Raw genomic sequence first — 15,049 nt, forward strand, 5'->3', positions numbered from 1 at the left:
GAACATGCGTAGAACAAAAGAAAACGCATGACCGACGAGGTGAGAGCAATGCTGACCAAGAAACAGTTGGATTTGTTGGAATTCATCCACAAGCGCGTTCAGGCGGACGGTGTTCCGCCCAGCTTTGACGAAATGAAGGCCGCGCTGGATTTGCGTTCAAAGTCCGGCATTCATCGCTTGATCACTGCGCTGGAAGAGCGCGGCTTTATCCGTCGGCTAGCCCATCGGGCCCGGGCAATTGAAATCGTAAAACTACCCGAGAGCCTCGGCGGCGAACCAACTGTCGCCTTTAAACCTCGGGTAATTTACGGTGACAAACCGACCGGCCCGCGTCCTGCCAATTTTGAGCCTGTAACCGTAGACGCAATGGAACTACCGGTGATGGGCCGCATTGCTGCCGGTGTGCCTATCGAAGCCATTAGCCATGTCTCGCACCGTGTGGCGGTACCGGGCAGCATGGTCTCGGGCAAAAGCGAACATTACGCGCTTGAGGTTCGCGGCGACTCGATGATCGACGCCGGCATTAATGACGGTGACGTCGTTGTAATCCGCGAAAGCACAGTGGCCGACAATGGCGACATTGTAGTTGCCTTGGTCGAGGATCAGGAGGCCACGCTGAAACGCTTTTTCCGTCGTGGAAATGCCATTGCACTTGAAGCAGCAAACCCCGCGTATGAGACCCGCGTTCTGCCCGAGGATAAGGTTAAAGTCCAAGGACGGCTGGTTGGATTGATTCGCAGCTACTGACCCCGTTTGAAATCGCGGCTTCCGCCTTCACTAGGGGACCACAACCGATGGCCGATCGTTTCGCGGCTGGTTGCCATTTTTTCGCCATTCAGGGCGAGGCTTCCCGTGCGTTTTAGACGCCGGGGGTCAAAATGGCTACAATCTCCACTCAGGTTCAGATCTACCGCGGACACCACGATTTGGTTTTCTCGGCATTCCGCGAAACCTTGGGCGGCACGCTTTCCGGTGATGTGAACCAGCTCATTGCCTTGCCAAATATACCGCCGGATATCACCAGAGCTGTCGGGCCAACGGCTCGCCGCCTTAACTTGGTTCGCTCCGTCGCCGTCATTTTCAAGCCAAACCGATGCAATAAAGCCGCTGCCTTTTTCCTTGCTCAGCGCGCGACCACTTTCCGTCATTACACCCACCAACCCACCGGAATCAGCAATCAGAACGTCAGGACGATGTCCCTGCCCCCAAAGAAAAAACGCCGCGAAAACCGGCGCGATCCCGATCCATTTGGCCCGACCACGCCACAGCGCCAACCACAAGGCGCCTAGCGCGAACATGGGAAGAACATAGTGCGGTGGACTGACGATATACCCCTGGGCTCCGCTCAGGCCCGACACCCTCTCGGACACGGTCAGAATCCACTCCAATCCCAATCCCATGACGTGCAACGCGATAGCCTCAAGTCCGAACGGGGCCAAAAGTCCCGCAACAAAACCCGCCGGAACAACAATAGCACCCATCATGGGAACTGAAAGCATATTGGCCAACAAGCCGTAGTGCGACATCGTGTTAAAATGCGCTGCCCCGATCGGTGCAGTCGCCAATCCGGCGATAGCCGATGACAAAAACAAACCGACTACAGGCTTCAGCCATTTCGGTCCGGGCATCGGACCAAAATCGCGGAGGTGGCTGAATACTGCAACAAGCGCCGTAGTTGCAGCGAAGGACATCTGGAACCCGGGGCTCAACAGTGTTTCGGGCCGCAGGGTCAAGACAATCAACGCAGCGACAGCAACAGCGCGCAGCGAAATCGCACGGCGGTCGATAAGGATGGCACCCAGCATCACGCTGGCCATTACAAACGCGCGTTCTGTTGCAACGTTCCCCCCGGACAGCATTAGGTAAAACGTGGCGGCGACCAGCGCAAAGAGCGCGGCCAGCTTGCGCACGGGCAGCCGCAAAGCCACGGCGGGAATGGCGGACATCGCCAGCCGACTGACCATAAACACGAAGCCGGTCAGCAGCCCCATGTGCAGTCCAGAGATTGCCAGCAGGTGCGCCAGGTTTGATGCACGCAGCGATCTGAGCGTGTCTTGCCCCATACCACTGCGGTCACCAGTCGTAACCGCGGCTGCGAACCCTCCAATCTCACCCGGCAGGATTGAGCGCACCCTTTCCGAAATGGCCATTCGCAGGGCTGTAATGCGTACCCCCTCGGTCGCGTCGCTTGGCGGCGCAATCGTTACAACAGGGGAACGCGTATACCCAACTGCGCCAAGACGTTGAAACCAAGCGTGACGGCGGAAATCGAATCCACCGGGCTCAACCGGTCCCTGAGGCGGCGACAGGTGTCCCGTGGTCATGATCCTTTGTCCCGGTGTCAATGATACCGATTCGCCATGCAATGAAAGTCGGACGCGCTGCGGTCTGCGGTCCGGGGGCACATCCCCTATACGCACCTGGTCCAGCGTCACGCGCAGCGCGTCCGACGCAGAGCGGTCCAAGGCAACGACCCTCCCCTCGATAGGGCCGTAGTAGCGCCAGGACAGGACCGGCTCTGCAACCGAGTGGGCCCGCGCACCCGCCAAGACAAACCCAGCGGTAATCAGCGCGACCCCAAGTGCCAACGGACCCCAACCGGACTGCAGCGCGCGACCGATCCAGACCAACACCACAAGCGCAGCCAGAAGACAGGTATAGATCTGCCAACCCGGCTCAAACCGAAGGCTGAAGTAAAGGCCGACTCCAACGGCCAGACAAATCGGAGACCATTGGAACAGATACCCAGTCTGGTTCAGCACTGCGGCTTTAACCCGTGTCAGAACACGCATGGTTGCCCCCGTCCTTAGGGCTCGTTAGACAGACGCCAAACTATGCCAGCCAAGGTTACCAAAAGGTTAATTTTCCAAAATGTCCGATCAGGTTGTTACCCGCTTCGCCCCGTCGCCCACCGGCTTTCTGCATATTGGTGGTGCCCGTACCGCCCTGTTCAACTGGCTCTATGCGCGGGGCCGCGGTGGGAAGTTCCTGCTGCGGATCGAAGACACCGACCGGGAACGCTCGACACCCGAAGCAACAGCGGCGATTCTGCAGGGTATGGAATGGCTTGGACTGAATCATGATGGTGATGTGATCAGCCAGTTCGAGGGTGCAGAGCGTCATGCCGAGGTGGCGCATCAGTTGCTGGCGGAAGGAAAGGCATACAAGTGCTTCTCGACCCAAGATGAAATCGCCGCATTTCGGGAAAAGGCGCGGTCCGAGGGCCAATCGACCCTGTTCCGCAGCCCTTGGCGTGACACTGACCCAACAACCCACCCGGATGCACCTTTTGTGATCCGCATCAAAGCACCTCAGGACGGAGCAACCGTGATCCGGGATCAGGTGCAGGGTGACGTGACCATCCGCAACGATCAGTTGGATGACATGGTCCTGCTCCGCTCGGACGGTACGCCGGTCTATATGCTGGCAGTGGTCGTTGATGATCACGACATGGGCGTGACCCACGTAATCCGCGGCGACGACCACCTGAACAATGCGGCGCGCCAAATGATGATCTATGAAGCGATGGGCTGGAACGTCCCGGTTTGGGCACATATTCCACTGATTCACGGCCCGGATGGCAAAAAGCTGTCGAAACGCCACGGCGCATTGGGGGCGCAGGAATATCAGGCGATGGGCTATCCCGCAGCCGGTATGCGCAACTACCTGGCACGCCTCGGTTGGAGCCACGGTGACGATGAGTTTTTTACCGACGCACAGGCGAAAGAATGGTTCGACCTTGACGGAATAGGTAAAAGCCCGGCCCGCTTCGATTTGAAGAAGCTCGAGAATCTCTGCGGCCAGCATATCGCCATTTCTGATGATGCTGCGTTGCGGCATGAAATCGGTGCGTATCTGCAAGCCGCAGGGCGCCCTGGTCTCACCGAGACACAAAATAGTGATCTGGAACGTGCGATGTATTGCCTTAAAGATCGCGCAAGCACATTCCCGGAATTGCTTGAAAAGGCTCATTTTGTATTGACATCTCGACCGGTTGAGATGGATGAGAAGGCTGCAAAAGCCTTTGAGGCAGTATCCGATGGTATACTGAAAGAATTGACGCCGCATGTGCAAAATGCTAGCTGGTCGCGAGACGGACTGGAGGAGGCGCTCAGTGCCTTTGCAAACGACAAGGGCATAAAGTTCGGCAAGCTGGCTGCCCCCTTGCGGGCGGTTTTGGCAGGCCGTGCTGTAACTCCTTCGGTTTTTGATATGATGCTTGTGCTGGGGCGCGAAGAAACCTTGGCACGGATGACTGACGCAGCGAACTGAAACTGATTTTATATTCAGGTAACGCTGCTCCGCTATGAAACGGAAAGCACATTAGTGCGTGACCGCAGACCGCAGGGCCGATAACTCGTTTGGCGTGCGCATGAACGAAGAAGGGACAATGATGACCGACAGCCAAAAAACAGCTACCCTCACCATACATGGCGAAAAATACGAGTTGCCGGTTAACTCGCCGACTGCTGGTCCGGATGTTATCGACATTCGCAAACTCTACAGCGACGCTGGCGTGTTTACCTACGATCCTGGTTTCACCTCGACAGCTAGCTGTGACAGCACCATCACCTATATCGACGGTGAAAAGGGTGAACTGCTGCATCGTGGTTATCCGATTGATCAGCTGGCAGAGAAATCTCACTTCCTCGAAGTTTGCTACCTGCTTCTATACGGAGAGCTGCCAGCAGCCAAAGAGTTGGAAAACTTCGAAACTACCATTACCCGTCACACCATGCTGCACGAACAGATGCAGTATTTCTACCGTGGCTTCCGCCGTGACGCGCATCCGATGGCGATCATGGTTGGTGTGGTCGGTGCTATGTCGGCGTTCTACCACGACTCCACCGACATCTCGGACCCTCACCAGCGCGAGGTCGCCTCGCACCGCCTGATCGCCAAGATGCCGACCATCGCGGCCTGGGCGTACAAATACCATACCGGCCAGCCCTTCGTTTATCCGCGAAACGATCTGGACTATGCTTCGAACTTTCTGCGTATGTGCTTCAGCGTTCCGGCCGAAGAATATGAAGTCAACCCGATCCTGAGCCGTGCAATGGATCGTATCTTTACCCTGCATGCCGACCACGAACAGAACGCTTCGACTTCGACCGTGCGTCTGGCGTCGTCTTCCGGTGCGAACCCGTTTGCCTGTATCGCGGCTGGCATCGCCTGCCTGTGGGGTCCTGCCCATGGTGGTGCAAACCAGGCCTGCCTAGAAATGCTGGAAGAAATCGGCAGCGTCGAGCGTATCCCGGAATTCATCGAACGCGCCAAGGACAAGAACGATCCGTTCCGCCTGATGGGTTTTGGCCACCGCGTCTATAAGAACTTCGACCCGCGTGCGAAGGTGATGAAGCAGTCGGCTGACGAAGTTTTGGATCTGCTGGGCGTCGAAAACAACCCGAAACTTCAGGTAGCCAAAGCACTGGAAAAACAGGCTTTGGAGGATCCGTATTTCGCCGAGAAGAAATTGTTCCCCAACGTTGACTTCTACTCGGGTATTATCCTCGAAGCGATGGGCTTCCCGACCTCCATGTTCACCCCTATCTTTGCGCTGTCGCGCACCGTCGGCTGGGTGAGCCAGTGGAAAGAAATGATCGCTGATCCACAGAACAAAATCGGCCGCCCGCGCCAATTGTACCTGGGCGAAACCTTGCGCGACTACGTAGATATCGAAAAGCGCTGATAGCACCAAATCACAAAAGCCCCGGTCGATTGTCCGGGGCTTTTTCTAGAGAAGGCTCAGTTGATCGCCAATCTGGGCCGGTCGCGCAAACAGATCACATCTAAGAGGCGGCAGTTTCACAGCAAGGTCAAATCGTTTTACCGCCAGCTTGAACCGCTTGGCGATCAATTCCGCATACTCACCTTGCCCGCGCATGCGGTGCCCCCACCGCGGGTCATAGTCCCTGCCCCCATGCATTTCCCGCAGCTTGGACATGATCTTTTCAGCCCGCGCAGGCTCGTTAGTCTCCAGCCATTCTTGCCACAGAGTCGAGACTTCGCGCGGCAGGCGCAGCATGATCCAGCTTGCGGCATCAGCGCCCGCATCCCGGCCAGCCTCTAGCAGATGTTCCAACTCGTGATCCGTGAGCCCCGGAATGATCGGCGAGGTCATGACTCGTACAGGAACGCCCGCGTCCGTCAGGCGACGAATAACGGCCAAACGACGCTGAGGCGATGGTGCGCGCGGCTCCATCCGGCGGGACAGTCCGGCGTCCAGCGTGGTCAGCGAAATCCCGACCCGCACCAAGCCTTGTTGCGCCATCGGGGCCAAAATATCCAAGTCACGCTCGATCAACGTTCCCTTCGTTACGACTCCGATCGGATGGTTGAACTCTTGTAGGACTGAGAGGCAATCCCTTGTAATCGAATGTGTCTTTTCAATCGGCTGGTAAGGGTCAGTATTCGTACCAAGTGCGATGGGCGCGACTTTGTATCCCTTGGCAGAAAGCTCTCTGCGCAACACCTCAGCTGCGTTTGGCCGCGCGACCAGACGGGTTTCGAAATCCAAACCTGGCGATAGGCCGAGATAGGCATGAGTCGGACGCGCGAAACAATAGACACAGCCATGCTCACATCCGCGGTACGGATTGATCGAGCGGTCGAAGGGCAAGTCTGGTGAGCGGTTGTAGGTAATCAGGCTGCGGGCAAATTCATCCCGCACATCCGTCCGCAGCGGTGGGATATCTTCTTCGATATCCCAACCATCATCACAGCGAATGGTGTCGAATTTCTCGAACCGCCCTGAACGGTTAGTGGCAGTTCCCCGCCCTCGGATATGCGGCGCATTCATATTTGTTCTTTCTTTGTTCTCATTCTTAGTAATAATAAGAAAAACGTAATCGGACAAGCACTCCACGCAAATTCAGAGGTTTGCCAGCTAATTTACCCAAATGATACGGTCTAGGATCTATTGAACGGAATGCAGGATGATCATGCAGATAATTCTGTCGTGGGATGTTAGAATCTGCCGTATAGGTCGGTCCCGAAACCACTGAGGTCGCAATCGTCACAGTAAAACTGCGACGTTTTGGCCAAAACGGAAAAAATGCCACCAAGGGCCGATGGTCCAAAAAGCTTAGGGAAAAGACCCATGTCCGATGAAGAAGACATCGTCCTGTCCGAACTGAATGACGACGAATTGGTCGAACAGATGTTCGACGATCTTTATGACGGCCTGAAAGAAGAAATCGAAGAAGGTGTGAACATCCTGCTGGAACGCGGATGGACACCATATGACATTCTGACCAAGGCACTGGTCGGAGGTATGACTATCGTTGGTCACGACTTCCGCGATGGTATCCTTTTCGTGCCCGAGGTTCTGCTTGCGGCAAACGCGATGAAGGGTGGCATGACGATCCTCAAGCCGCTGTTGGCCGAAACCGGTGCACCTCGTGTTGGCAAAATGGTCATCGGCACCGTTAAGGGCGACATCCACGACATCGGCAAGAATCTTGTATCGATGATGATGGAGGGCGCAGGGTTCGAGGTGGTCGATATCGGCATCAACAACCCGGTCGAAAACTACCTTGAGGCGTTGGAGACTGAACAGCCGGACATTCTGGGCATGTCGGCTCTGCTGACCACGACCATGCCGTATATGAAGGTTGTGATCGACACGCTGGTCGAACAAGGCCTGCGCGAAGACTATATCGTTTTGGTCGGTGGTGCGCCGCTGAACGAAGAATTTGGCAAAGCGATTGGCGCGGATGCCTATTGCCGTGACGCGGCGGTTGCTGTTGAAACCGCCAAAACCTTCGTGTCTCGTAAACACAATCAACTGGCCGGCTGAACGGACAAACAGATTGTTCCAAAGCCGTCCGGTTTGCGGGCGGCTTTTTTGTTTTCCTGCCGGTCACATACTATCCAAGGGGCGCTTGATGCAGCCAACTAACTTGCCAGATGATGCCAGCCTGACAACCTCAGGTTACGACTCTGATTCCCAAGGGCGGATATTGTTGTTGGCCTGCGGCGCCCTTGCTCGTGAGATTCTGGACCTGAAGCGTCGAAATGGTTGGGATCACATGGCGCTGACTTGCCTTCCTGCGATCCTGCATATCCATCCAGAGAAAATCACTCAGGCCGTACAGGAAGCCATCGAAAAGCATCGCGAAAACTACGATCAGATTTTTGTCGTCTATGCCGATTGTGGCACCGGTGGTCTGCTAGAGAAAGCGTGTGCGGAGTTGGGCGTCGAGATGGTCAAGGGCCCGCATTGCTATTCTTTCTTCGAAGGAAATCAGGCGTTTGAGGCGCGTGGTGAAGATGAAACAACGGCGTTTTACCTAACCGATTTTCTGGCCCGCCAGTTCGATGCGTTTGTCTGGAAACCCCTGGGTTTGGATCGGCACCCCGAATTGCGCGATATGTATTTCGGTAACTACACAAAGCTGGTCTACCAAGCACAGATCGACGATCCAAATCTGACAGCCCGCGCCCGCGACTATGCCGACCGGATGGGTCTGGAATTCGAGCGGCGGTTTACCGGGTACGGCGACCTTGAAACCACCCTTGCTGATTGGGCGAACCGCAAACCTGTAGATTAGACCCTAACAGGCGTTCTCCTGCGCGACCTCACGGATGCGTTCGATCATGGCGCGCAATCCGTTCGAACGCTGCGCAGACAGGTGGTCGTTCAAGCCCAAACGCGCCAGCTCACCCCCTGCGTCGACTTTCGGGACCTCGCTAACAGGTAAACCGTTGTACAACGACCGCAAGACGGCGATCAGCCCTCGCACGATCAAAGCGTCACTATCGCCGTCGAACCGAAAGACACCACTTTCGATGATTGGGTGCAACCAGACTTGACTGGCACACCCGTCAACCTTGGTTGCAGGAACTTTGAGCGCATCGTCCAGTGGGTCCATCGCCTTACCCTGTTCAATGACATGACGATACCGGTCTTCCCAGTCCTCCAGGAACTCAAAATCCTCGACGATCTCTTCAAAGGCAGGTGTTGCCATGTTGCGGCGATCCTTTCATTGCAACCACAATTGTGAACTATGCCGCCGAACTATGCCTGTCCACCCCTTTGCGTGGCTTTTCAATCAGCGGAAAGTGCGATAACCCGTTGCAGGACTTACTGCTCTGGACGTTGAGACCATGCAAAAATCGTTTACTGTTCTCTTGGTGGCCACGCTAACCCTGTCTGCCTGCAACAGTTGGAGCAACTCTCGGGCGAACCCGTCTAATTGGTTCGGGTCCAGCACGTCCACGGAAACGGTGGATACAGCCACCTATGATCCAAACGCCCTTGTGCCCGAAGTGTCAGAGGGCGGAGGTCTGTTTTCCCGACCAGTACCTGAGGACACCAGTGTTCCGATCACACGAATCGATGAGCTGCGGATTGATCCGACGCCTAACGGAGCGATCATATTTGCGTCAGGAACCGCAAGCCGGCAAGGAGCTTACGACGCACGGCTTGTTCGCACTGAGAATGAAGAGAATCAAGAGAACGGCGTTTTGGAGTTCGTCTTTCGCGTGACCTATCCCGAAAGAGCGACAAATCAGGGAACCGAACGCTCTCGCATGATCTCGGACGCCATCAACATCAGCAAGGACGACTTGCAAGCCACCCGTTTGGTTCGGGTTGTCGGGCAGCAAAACACACTGGAATCGCGGCGCCGCTAAGCTGCGTTACAGGGCAACAACCCTGACGTTTTGTCCTTGGGCGGCCAATGCGATTTTGCCTTCACACAGCTTCAGAGCATCCTCGCCGAACACTTCGAACCGCCATCCTGACATTGAGGGCAATTCACGCTCACCCGCAGCAATCTGGTCCAGTTCCGAACTGGTGGCAATTAGCTTTGCCGCCACACCCGAGCTTTCGGTTTTCGATTTCAACAGCACCCGCAGCAAGTCTGCCAAGGCCGGATTTACCTTCAACTTGTCGCGACTGTTGTCCACTTTGGGCATTTGATCTGCCGGACAGTTCAAACCCTTATCAATAGCGGCCAAAATCCCTTCCGCAATCGCGCCTTTTCGCGCCTCGCGCAACAACAGGCGTGAGCCGCCCAGATCAGAAGGCGTTCTGGGCTTGGTCGAGGCCAGTTCGATCAGCGCATCATCTTTGAACACCCGGCTACGGGGGACGTTGTTATCTTGGGCGTAGGACTCGCGGAACTGGGCCAACTCGCGAACCACGGCCAGAAATCTGGCGGAATTTGTGCGGGTTTTTACACGCTTCCACGCGTCCTCGGGGCGGATGTCATAGGTTTCCGGCTGGGTCAGCGTCCGCAGCTCCTCAGCCACCCAATGGTTACGATTCGTTTTTTTCAGTTGCGCTGCGAGATGTTCATAAATCTGGCGCAGATGAGTCACATCCGCCAAGGCATAGCTTTTTTGCGCATCGGTCAGCGGTCGCCGCGACCAATCCGTAAAGCGTGACGTTTTGTCGACGCCCTGCTTGCAGATCTTACGCACCAGCGTCTCATAGCCCACCTGCTCACCAAAGCCGCAGACCATGGCAGCGACCTGAGTGTCAAACAGCGGATTGGGAAAGATGCCCGCTTCGACCCAGAAAATTTCAAGATCCTGACGCGCGGCGTGGAATACTTTAACCACATCCTCGTTTTTGAACAGCTCATATAGCGGATCCAAAGAAAGCCCCTCGGACAGGGGGTCTAGCAAAACTGCACTGTCTTCATCACTGGATGGAAACGCCAGCTGCACCAGACATAGCTTTGAGTAGTACGTCCGTTCGCGCAGGAACTCGGTGTCTACGGTGACATAGTCATATTGCGCCGCGGCCTTGCAGAAATCGGCCAGCTCTTGCGTCGTTGTAAGGGTTTTCATACGCCGTACTGTTCTTGCTTTTGTTTTCAGCGGTTGGAGGCAGTTCTTTGCCGTACCCAACCGTAGTGCGGACCATAGGACGATTATGACAGGCGTGTAAATCACCCTGAGAGTTTCAGGGCAGCAACACCGGAGTCCGGTCTCCATTGGCGTATCGGCGCAACACTGCGGGATAAAGCTTGTGTTCCCAAATCAGAACCCTGGCGGCAAGGCTTTCAGGAGTGTCTCCTGCTTCAATCCTGATCCGCGCCTGTCCCAAGATCGGTCCGTCATCCAACGCCGCTGTGACTTCGTGAACCGAACATCCGTGCTCCGTCTCACCGGCCTCGATAGCGCGGGCATGCGTGTTGAGGCCCTTGAACTTTGGCAGCAGTGACGGATGAATATTCAACATCCGCCCCTGAAATCGAGAAACAAAGTCTCCTGTCAGAACCCGCATGAATCCCGCGAGGCAAATAATGTCAGGCTGCGCCTGTTCCAGCGGTTTCAGCAGTTCGGCCTCGAACGTCGCGCGGTCGCCCTTGAACGGGCGGTGGTCCACTACAGCCGTTGGAATACCGCGCGCGGTGGCCTTCTTCAGCCCACCTGCCGCAGCATCATTTGACAACACCAGACATGGCCGCGCCGGGTGGTCGCCGACCATGCTGTCGACCAGCGATACCATGTTGGATCCGCCCCCTGAAATCAGGATCGCGACGCGTTTCTGGGTCACAACAATTGGCCTGTGTATGCCACGCCAGGCGTTTCCGTAACGGTGCCGATGCGGGCAACGGTTTCACCGGCTTCGGCCAGCAGGACGGTTAATTCGTCAGCATGCTCTTCGGAGCAAACAACAATCATACCGACACCGCAGTTGAAGGTTTTTAACATCTCGGTCTGGTGGATGCCGCCGGTTTCGGCCATCCAACGGAAGACGGGCGGCAGGTCCCAGGCATTCAGGTCAATCGCGGCCCCCATCCCCTCGGGCAAGACGCGCGGCAGATTCTCGGTCAAGCCGCCCCCGGTGATATGAGCCAGCGCATGTACCCCCCCTGCCCGGATCGCCTGTAGCACTGGCGTTACATACAGCCGTGTCGGCGTCAGCAGTGCGTCACCCAAAGCACCATCGCCAAAAGGCGAAGGCGAATCCCAGCTTAACCCGGAAAGATCAACCAATTTGCGGACCAGAGAATAGCCGTTTGAGTGCACTCCGTTTGAGGCAAGCCCAAGCAGGACATCACCCTTCTGCACGTCCGCCGGTAAATGCGACCCGCGCTCCATCGCACCAACCGAGAACCCGGCCAAATCAAAATCACCATCCGGATACATGCCGGGCATCTCAGCCGTTTCACCACCGATCAGGGCGCAGTTGGACTGCACGCAGCCCTCAGCAATACCTTCGATGATCCGGGCAGCGGTATCCGTGTCCAGCTTGCCGGTTGCAAAATAATCCAAGAAAAACAGGGGCTCTGCGCCTTGACAGACCAAATCATTGACGCACATCGCAACAAGATCAATGCCCACGCCATCAACCACGCCGGTGTCGATAGCGATTCGCAGTTTTGTTCCCACACCATCCGTCGCGGCAACAAGAATCGGGTCTTCGTACCCCGCAGCCTTGAGATCGAACAAAGCGCCAAATCCGCCAAGTCCGCTCATCACTCCCGCCCGATTCGTCCGTTTGGCCGCAGGCTTGATCCGGCCAACCAGAGCGTTCCCAGCATCAATATCGACACCCGCATCCGCATAGGTGATTCCGTTCTTGCCAGTTGTCATGTCCAGCCCCTCATGAATGGTACCCGCGCGGGTTAGTCGATTGTGAAGCTTGTTGCAACGGTCAGGCTTGACGCGGCCATCCACCGTGATACGCAAATCCCTTAGGCGGACATGCAGCACAAATGGTCTGAGCAATGCGCTTAAAACGATTTGGTTGAGGCTCTTGCCTTTTTTGGTGGGCATACGTCTGCTGATTGGTTGATCCTGTCGACAAGCAAAAGACTTTGAGACCGGGAAATCGACGAACTTCCTTCTAGCCCGGGTGACAATGGACGGGCTTGTAAGAAAATTCGATCAGATCGATCGATCACCCTTGGCGTCGCGGCAACATTGCTGTAACCAACGCCTGCTCCTGGGGGATTAGCTCAATTGGTTAGAGCAGAGCGCTCATAACGCTTTGGCTGGGGGTTCAAGTCCCTCATCCCCTAGGTGAGCAGCCGTCGAGAATTAAGGCTATTCCTTTCAAAATCATACATCAGGCAACTACTGTTAAGCATCTGCCTAACTTGGGCTTTTCAAGATACGCTCGTTTAAAACGACGTCGACCGAACCGAATCGTTACACCAAAAATAACACCTGGCCGGCCTGACGCTTTGATCGCCCCGATGCAAAGGACGGTCGCGCCCCCGCGCTAGTTGTCCCGGTATGCTCTTGGCTGTAGCCCAGACTGAAACCAGCTGACCAAAGAGACGATGGAATAAACCGGCAGTCCAGTTGCCTGTTGAATGTCGGCGGCATATGGGCACATGTTCGTGCATTCCAACACTAACGCACCAAGGTCTTGATGCGCTTCTTTCATCGCCAGGGCAGCCTCGACGTTTTCGGCGCGGGCTTTTTCGACGTCTAGCGTTAATTCGTTATCCAGAATTGCCCGCGTGAATTCCCGCCCTCCCTCGGTCGACCCGATGGGCGTGCCTTTGGGAACCCGCGCGCTGCGCAAATGCGCGTCAGTGAGGGTCGAGGCTGATATGGTTAGCACCCCTGCCCGTTTACCCGCAGGCAGAACCCTGTTCACCATCTCGACCTGCATCAGCGATGAGGTGACGACCGGTACTGGCACCGCCTCGGATAGCTCTTTTTGGAACAGCGACAGGAACCCGCAATTGGTGGTGATCCCGTCCACTCCGTCTTTCACCAACTCATGCGCAGCAGCAATAAAGGCATCCAGCGTTCCTTCGGCTCTGCGGCGCACGACCAGATCGGGCGAAGCATCCCTAACGATGCGATAGTGTACAGGGAACGGCCAGGTCAATGCGTTGCCCATGTCACCCGGAATGCGAGGAAAGCGCGCGTCCAGCATCAAAATACCCACCGAAGCGCCGTATATCGATTTTCCGCCAGTTGCGATCATCAGTCACCCCCGCTGTTCAGTGTCACGCGTCGTGCTCAGAGTTATGTTTCGACGCGCGAAACGCAGAGTTCCTGCAGTACAGATAAAGGTCAACAGGTAAATCTGGCCACGCTCCAGAGCTAAAAAAAATCCCTTACTCCAGCACTTTATACCATGTCCCTAGCCGGGTCCGTTTGTAAGGAGAATGCCTGCATCGCTGGCGTAAGCTGGGCCAGAAATTCTTGAGCAATTGTCGACAGCGGGCGCCCTTTCGCAGTGATGATGGCAAGATCCAAAGTGACTGCGGGCCGGAAGGGTCGGGTTTGATATCCCCCCTCGGCATCGAAGCTAACGGTGAAAGGATCAATCACCGCAACCCCCAGGCCCTGTTTGACAAAGCTTAACAGGTTTTCGGACAAATGCGTGTGAATCTGCGTTCTCCACGTCCGATTGGCCGCTTGAAAAATGTCACGTGTCCCGCGGTGGGTCTGATGCTCTGGCCCCATCACGATAAAGGGTTCATTCTCTAGCAACTCAGGGGTCAGCACATCGTATCGGGCCAGATGACTGCCTTCGGGAAATGTGGCCACCGTTTCAAACCTGAAGACCTGAGAGTTAAGCGTGTCGTGCAAGATCGGCACCTCAACCACGCCCACTTCGAACAGGCCCGAGATCACCCATTCTTGAATCTTCGAGGAGTATTGCGACTGGAAGCTGACCGACAAATTCGGGCGGCTGGCCGCGAAACGCGCGATCTCACGGGGCATAAAGCCAAAAGACAGCATGTGCGGCGCGGCCACCTGCAACTGACCGGGGTGTTTGTTTTGCAAATCCGTCACGGCTTGCGCCACATGATCCAGCCCCCGCACGACTGTATCAACCTCGCGATACAGCAGATCGGCCTCTGGTGTCGGCAGCAACCGGCCTTTGCTGCGTTCGAATAATGGCAATCGGGCTTCGCGTTCTAACTGCGCCAAAAGGTTGCTGATACCGGGTTGCGAGATACCCAGCACCGATGCGGCCCCGGTCACTGTCCCCGTTTCCATGATCGCGTGAAACGCCTGTAGTTGCCTGAACCGAATGGACATCGCCCTTGATCCATCATTTTATCTGATACCCTTGCTATAACATAGTATTTGAAATGATATAGCTGCCTTGGCACGG

At 55.9% G+C, this 15,049-nt stretch carries 14 protein-coding genes and 1 tRNA gene; 7 read left to right on the forward strand and 8 right to left on the reverse strand.

The window, feature by feature from the left end; translation table 11 throughout:
* Positions 1–48 precede the first annotated feature (48 nt).
* Positions 49–747: a transcriptional repressor LexA gene (lexA, locus tag AC2FIT_RS00400; protein ID WP_496826468.1), complete on the forward strand. Its 699-nt coding sequence runs from the start codon at positions 49–51 to the stop codon at positions 745–747.
* Here lexA and AC2FIT_RS00405 read toward each other — a convergent pair.
* A complete protein-coding gene (locus AC2FIT_RS00405; RefSeq protein ID WP_496825612.1) occupies positions 741–2,792 on the reverse strand; it encodes a ComEC/Rec2 family competence protein in 2,052 nt (683 codons plus the stop codon). The two genes, lexA and AC2FIT_RS00405, sit on opposite strands and share 7 nt — an antisense overlap.
* A 79-nt stretch (positions 2,793–2,871) precedes the next feature.
* Between AC2FIT_RS00405 and gltX the strand changes: the two genes are divergently transcribed.
* Together gltX and gltA are read left to right on the forward strand one after the other, a co-directional pair.
* Positions 2,872–4,272 (forward strand): glutamate--tRNA ligase, encoded by a 1,401-nt coding sequence (gene gltX / locus AC2FIT_RS00410; protein WP_496825614.1) that lies wholly within the window; start codon positions 2,872–2,874, stop codon positions 4,270–4,272.
* Between the two features lie 121 nt (positions 4,273–4,393).
* On the forward strand, positions 4,394–5,689 hold the full coding sequence (gene gltA / locus AC2FIT_RS00415; protein WP_496826470.1) for a citrate synthase: 1,296 nt from the start codon (positions 4,394–4,396) through the stop codon (positions 5,687–5,689).
* Between the two features lie 45 nt (positions 5,690–5,734).
* Here gltA and AC2FIT_RS00420 read toward each other — a convergent pair whose 3' ends face one another.
* Positions 5,735–6,799 carry a PA0069 family radical SAM protein gene (locus tag AC2FIT_RS00420; protein ID WP_496825616.1) on the reverse strand — a complete coding sequence of 355 codons (1,065 nt, stop codon included), beginning with the start codon at positions 6,797–6,799 and terminating at the stop codon, positions 5,735–5,737.
* A gap of 300 nt (positions 6,800–7,099) precedes the next feature.
* On the opposite strand from AC2FIT_RS00420, the gene AC2FIT_RS00425 reads away from it, so the two are divergent.
* The gene (locus AC2FIT_RS00425; RefSeq protein ID WP_068331454.1) at positions 7,100–7,798 is read left to right on the forward strand and encodes a corrinoid protein; all 699 of its coding nucleotides are present in this window, start codon (positions 7,100–7,102) and stop codon (positions 7,796–7,798) included.
* Positions 7,799–7,886: 88 nt separating this feature from the next.
* Positions 7,887–8,552, forward strand: coding sequence for a DUF1638 domain-containing protein (locus AC2FIT_RS00430; RefSeq protein WP_496825618.1), 666 nt, complete (start codon positions 7,887–7,889; stop codon positions 8,550–8,552).
* A gap of 3 nt (positions 8,553–8,555) precedes the next feature.
* Here the strand turns inward: AC2FIT_RS00430 and AC2FIT_RS00435 are convergent, their stop codons facing one another.
* Positions 8,556–8,969 (reverse strand): SufE family protein, encoded by a 414-nt coding sequence (locus AC2FIT_RS00435; protein WP_496825620.1) that lies wholly within the window; start codon positions 8,967–8,969, stop codon positions 8,556–8,558.
* Between the two features lie 139 nt (positions 8,970–9,108).
* On the opposite strand from AC2FIT_RS00435, the gene AC2FIT_RS00440 reads away from it, so the two are divergent.
* Positions 9,109–9,636, forward strand: a complete 528-nt coding sequence (locus tag AC2FIT_RS00440; RefSeq protein ID WP_068331460.1) for a hypothetical protein — start codon at positions 9,109–9,111, stop codon at positions 9,634–9,636.
* A 6-nt stretch (positions 9,637–9,642) separates the two neighbouring features.
* Here the strand turns inward: AC2FIT_RS00440 and rnd are convergent, their stop codons facing one another.
* The 3 genes from rnd to purM all read right to left on the reverse strand — a co-directional run bounded on the left by rnd (position 9,643) and on the right by purM (position 12,555).
* Positions 9,643–10,800 carry a ribonuclease D gene (rnd, locus tag AC2FIT_RS00445; protein ID WP_496825622.1) on the reverse strand — a complete coding sequence of 386 codons (1,158 nt, stop codon included), beginning with the start codon at positions 10,798–10,800 and terminating at the stop codon, positions 9,643–9,645.
* Positions 10,801–10,915: 115 nt separating this feature from the next.
* Entirely contained in the window at positions 10,916–11,512 is a 597-nt protein-coding gene (purN, locus tag AC2FIT_RS00450) for a phosphoribosylglycinamide formyltransferase (protein ID WP_496825624.1), read from the reverse strand.
* Positions 11,509–12,555 carry a phosphoribosylformylglycinamidine cyclo-ligase gene (gene purM, locus AC2FIT_RS00455; RefSeq protein ID WP_496826472.1) on the reverse strand — a complete coding sequence of 349 codons (1,047 nt, stop codon included), beginning with the start codon at positions 12,553–12,555 and terminating at the stop codon, positions 11,509–11,511. Before purM ends, purN begins: the two co-directional genes overlap by 4 nt.
* Before the next feature lie 354 nt (positions 12,556–12,909).
* On the opposite strand from purM, the gene AC2FIT_RS00460 reads away from it, so the two are divergent.
* Positions 12,910–12,983 (forward strand) — tRNA-Ile (locus AC2FIT_RS00460).
* 203 nt (positions 12,984–13,186) lie between these two features.
* Here the strand turns inward: AC2FIT_RS00460 and AC2FIT_RS00465 are convergent.
* Both AC2FIT_RS00465 and AC2FIT_RS00470 read right to left on the reverse strand, forming a co-directional pair.
* On the reverse strand, positions 13,187–13,906 hold the full coding sequence (locus AC2FIT_RS00465) for an aspartate/glutamate racemase family protein (protein ID WP_496825626.1): 720 nt from the start codon (positions 13,904–13,906) through the stop codon (positions 13,187–13,189).
* 146 nt (positions 13,907–14,052) lie between these two features.
* Positions 14,053–14,973: a LysR family transcriptional regulator gene (locus AC2FIT_RS00470; protein ID WP_496825628.1), complete on the reverse strand. Its 921-nt coding sequence runs from the start codon at positions 14,971–14,973 to the stop codon at positions 14,053–14,055.
* Positions 14,974–15,049: the final 76 nt, after the last annotated feature.

Source organism: Ruegeria sp. YTSA135 (assembly GCF_059610165.1).

What these genes read in the sequence shown, in the direction of transcription:
- lexA (WP_496826468.1), top strand. Translation starts at nt 49, where the DNA reads ATGCTGACCAAGAAACAGTTGGATTTGTTGGAATTCATCCACAAGCGC.
- AC2FIT_RS00405 (WP_496825612.1), bottom strand. Translation starts at nt 2,792, where the DNA reads ATGCGTGTTCTGACACGGGTTAAAGCCGCAGTGCTGAACCAGACTGGG.
- gltX (WP_496825614.1), top strand. Translation starts at nt 2,872, where the DNA reads ATGTCCGATCAGGTTGTTACCCGCTTCGCCCCGTCGCCCACCGGCTTT.
- gltA (WP_496826470.1), top strand. Translation starts at nt 4,394, where the DNA reads ATGACCGACAGCCAAAAAACAGCTACCCTCACCATACATGGCGAAAAA.
- AC2FIT_RS00420 (WP_496825616.1), bottom strand. Translation starts at nt 6,799, where the DNA reads ATGAATGCGCCGCATATCCGAGGGCGGGGAACTGCCACTAACCGTTCA.
- AC2FIT_RS00425 (WP_068331454.1), top strand. Translation starts at nt 7,100, where the DNA reads ATGTCCGATGAAGAAGACATCGTCCTGTCCGAACTGAATGACGACGAA.
- AC2FIT_RS00430 (WP_496825618.1), top strand. Translation starts at nt 7,887, where the DNA reads ATGCAGCCAACTAACTTGCCAGATGATGCCAGCCTGACAACCTCAGGT.
- AC2FIT_RS00435 (WP_496825620.1), bottom strand. Translation starts at nt 8,969, where the DNA reads ATGGCAACACCTGCCTTTGAAGAGATCGTCGAGGATTTTGAGTTCCTG.
- AC2FIT_RS00440 (WP_068331460.1), top strand. Translation starts at nt 9,109, where the DNA reads ATGCAAAAATCGTTTACTGTTCTCTTGGTGGCCACGCTAACCCTGTCT.
- rnd (WP_496825622.1), bottom strand. Translation starts at nt 10,800, where the DNA reads ATGAAAACCCTTACAACGACGCAAGAGCTGGCCGATTTCTGCAAGGCC.
- purM (WP_496826472.1), bottom strand. Translation starts at nt 12,555, where the DNA reads ATGACAACTGGCAAGAACGGAATCACCTATGCGGATGCGGGTGTCGAT.
- AC2FIT_RS00465 (WP_496825626.1), bottom strand. Translation starts at nt 13,906, where the DNA reads ATGATCGCAACTGGCGGAAAATCGATATACGGCGCTTCGGTGGGTATT.
- AC2FIT_RS00470 (WP_496825628.1), bottom strand. Translation starts at nt 14,973, where the DNA reads ATGTCCATTCGGTTCAGGCAACTACAGGCGTTTCACGCGATCATGGAA.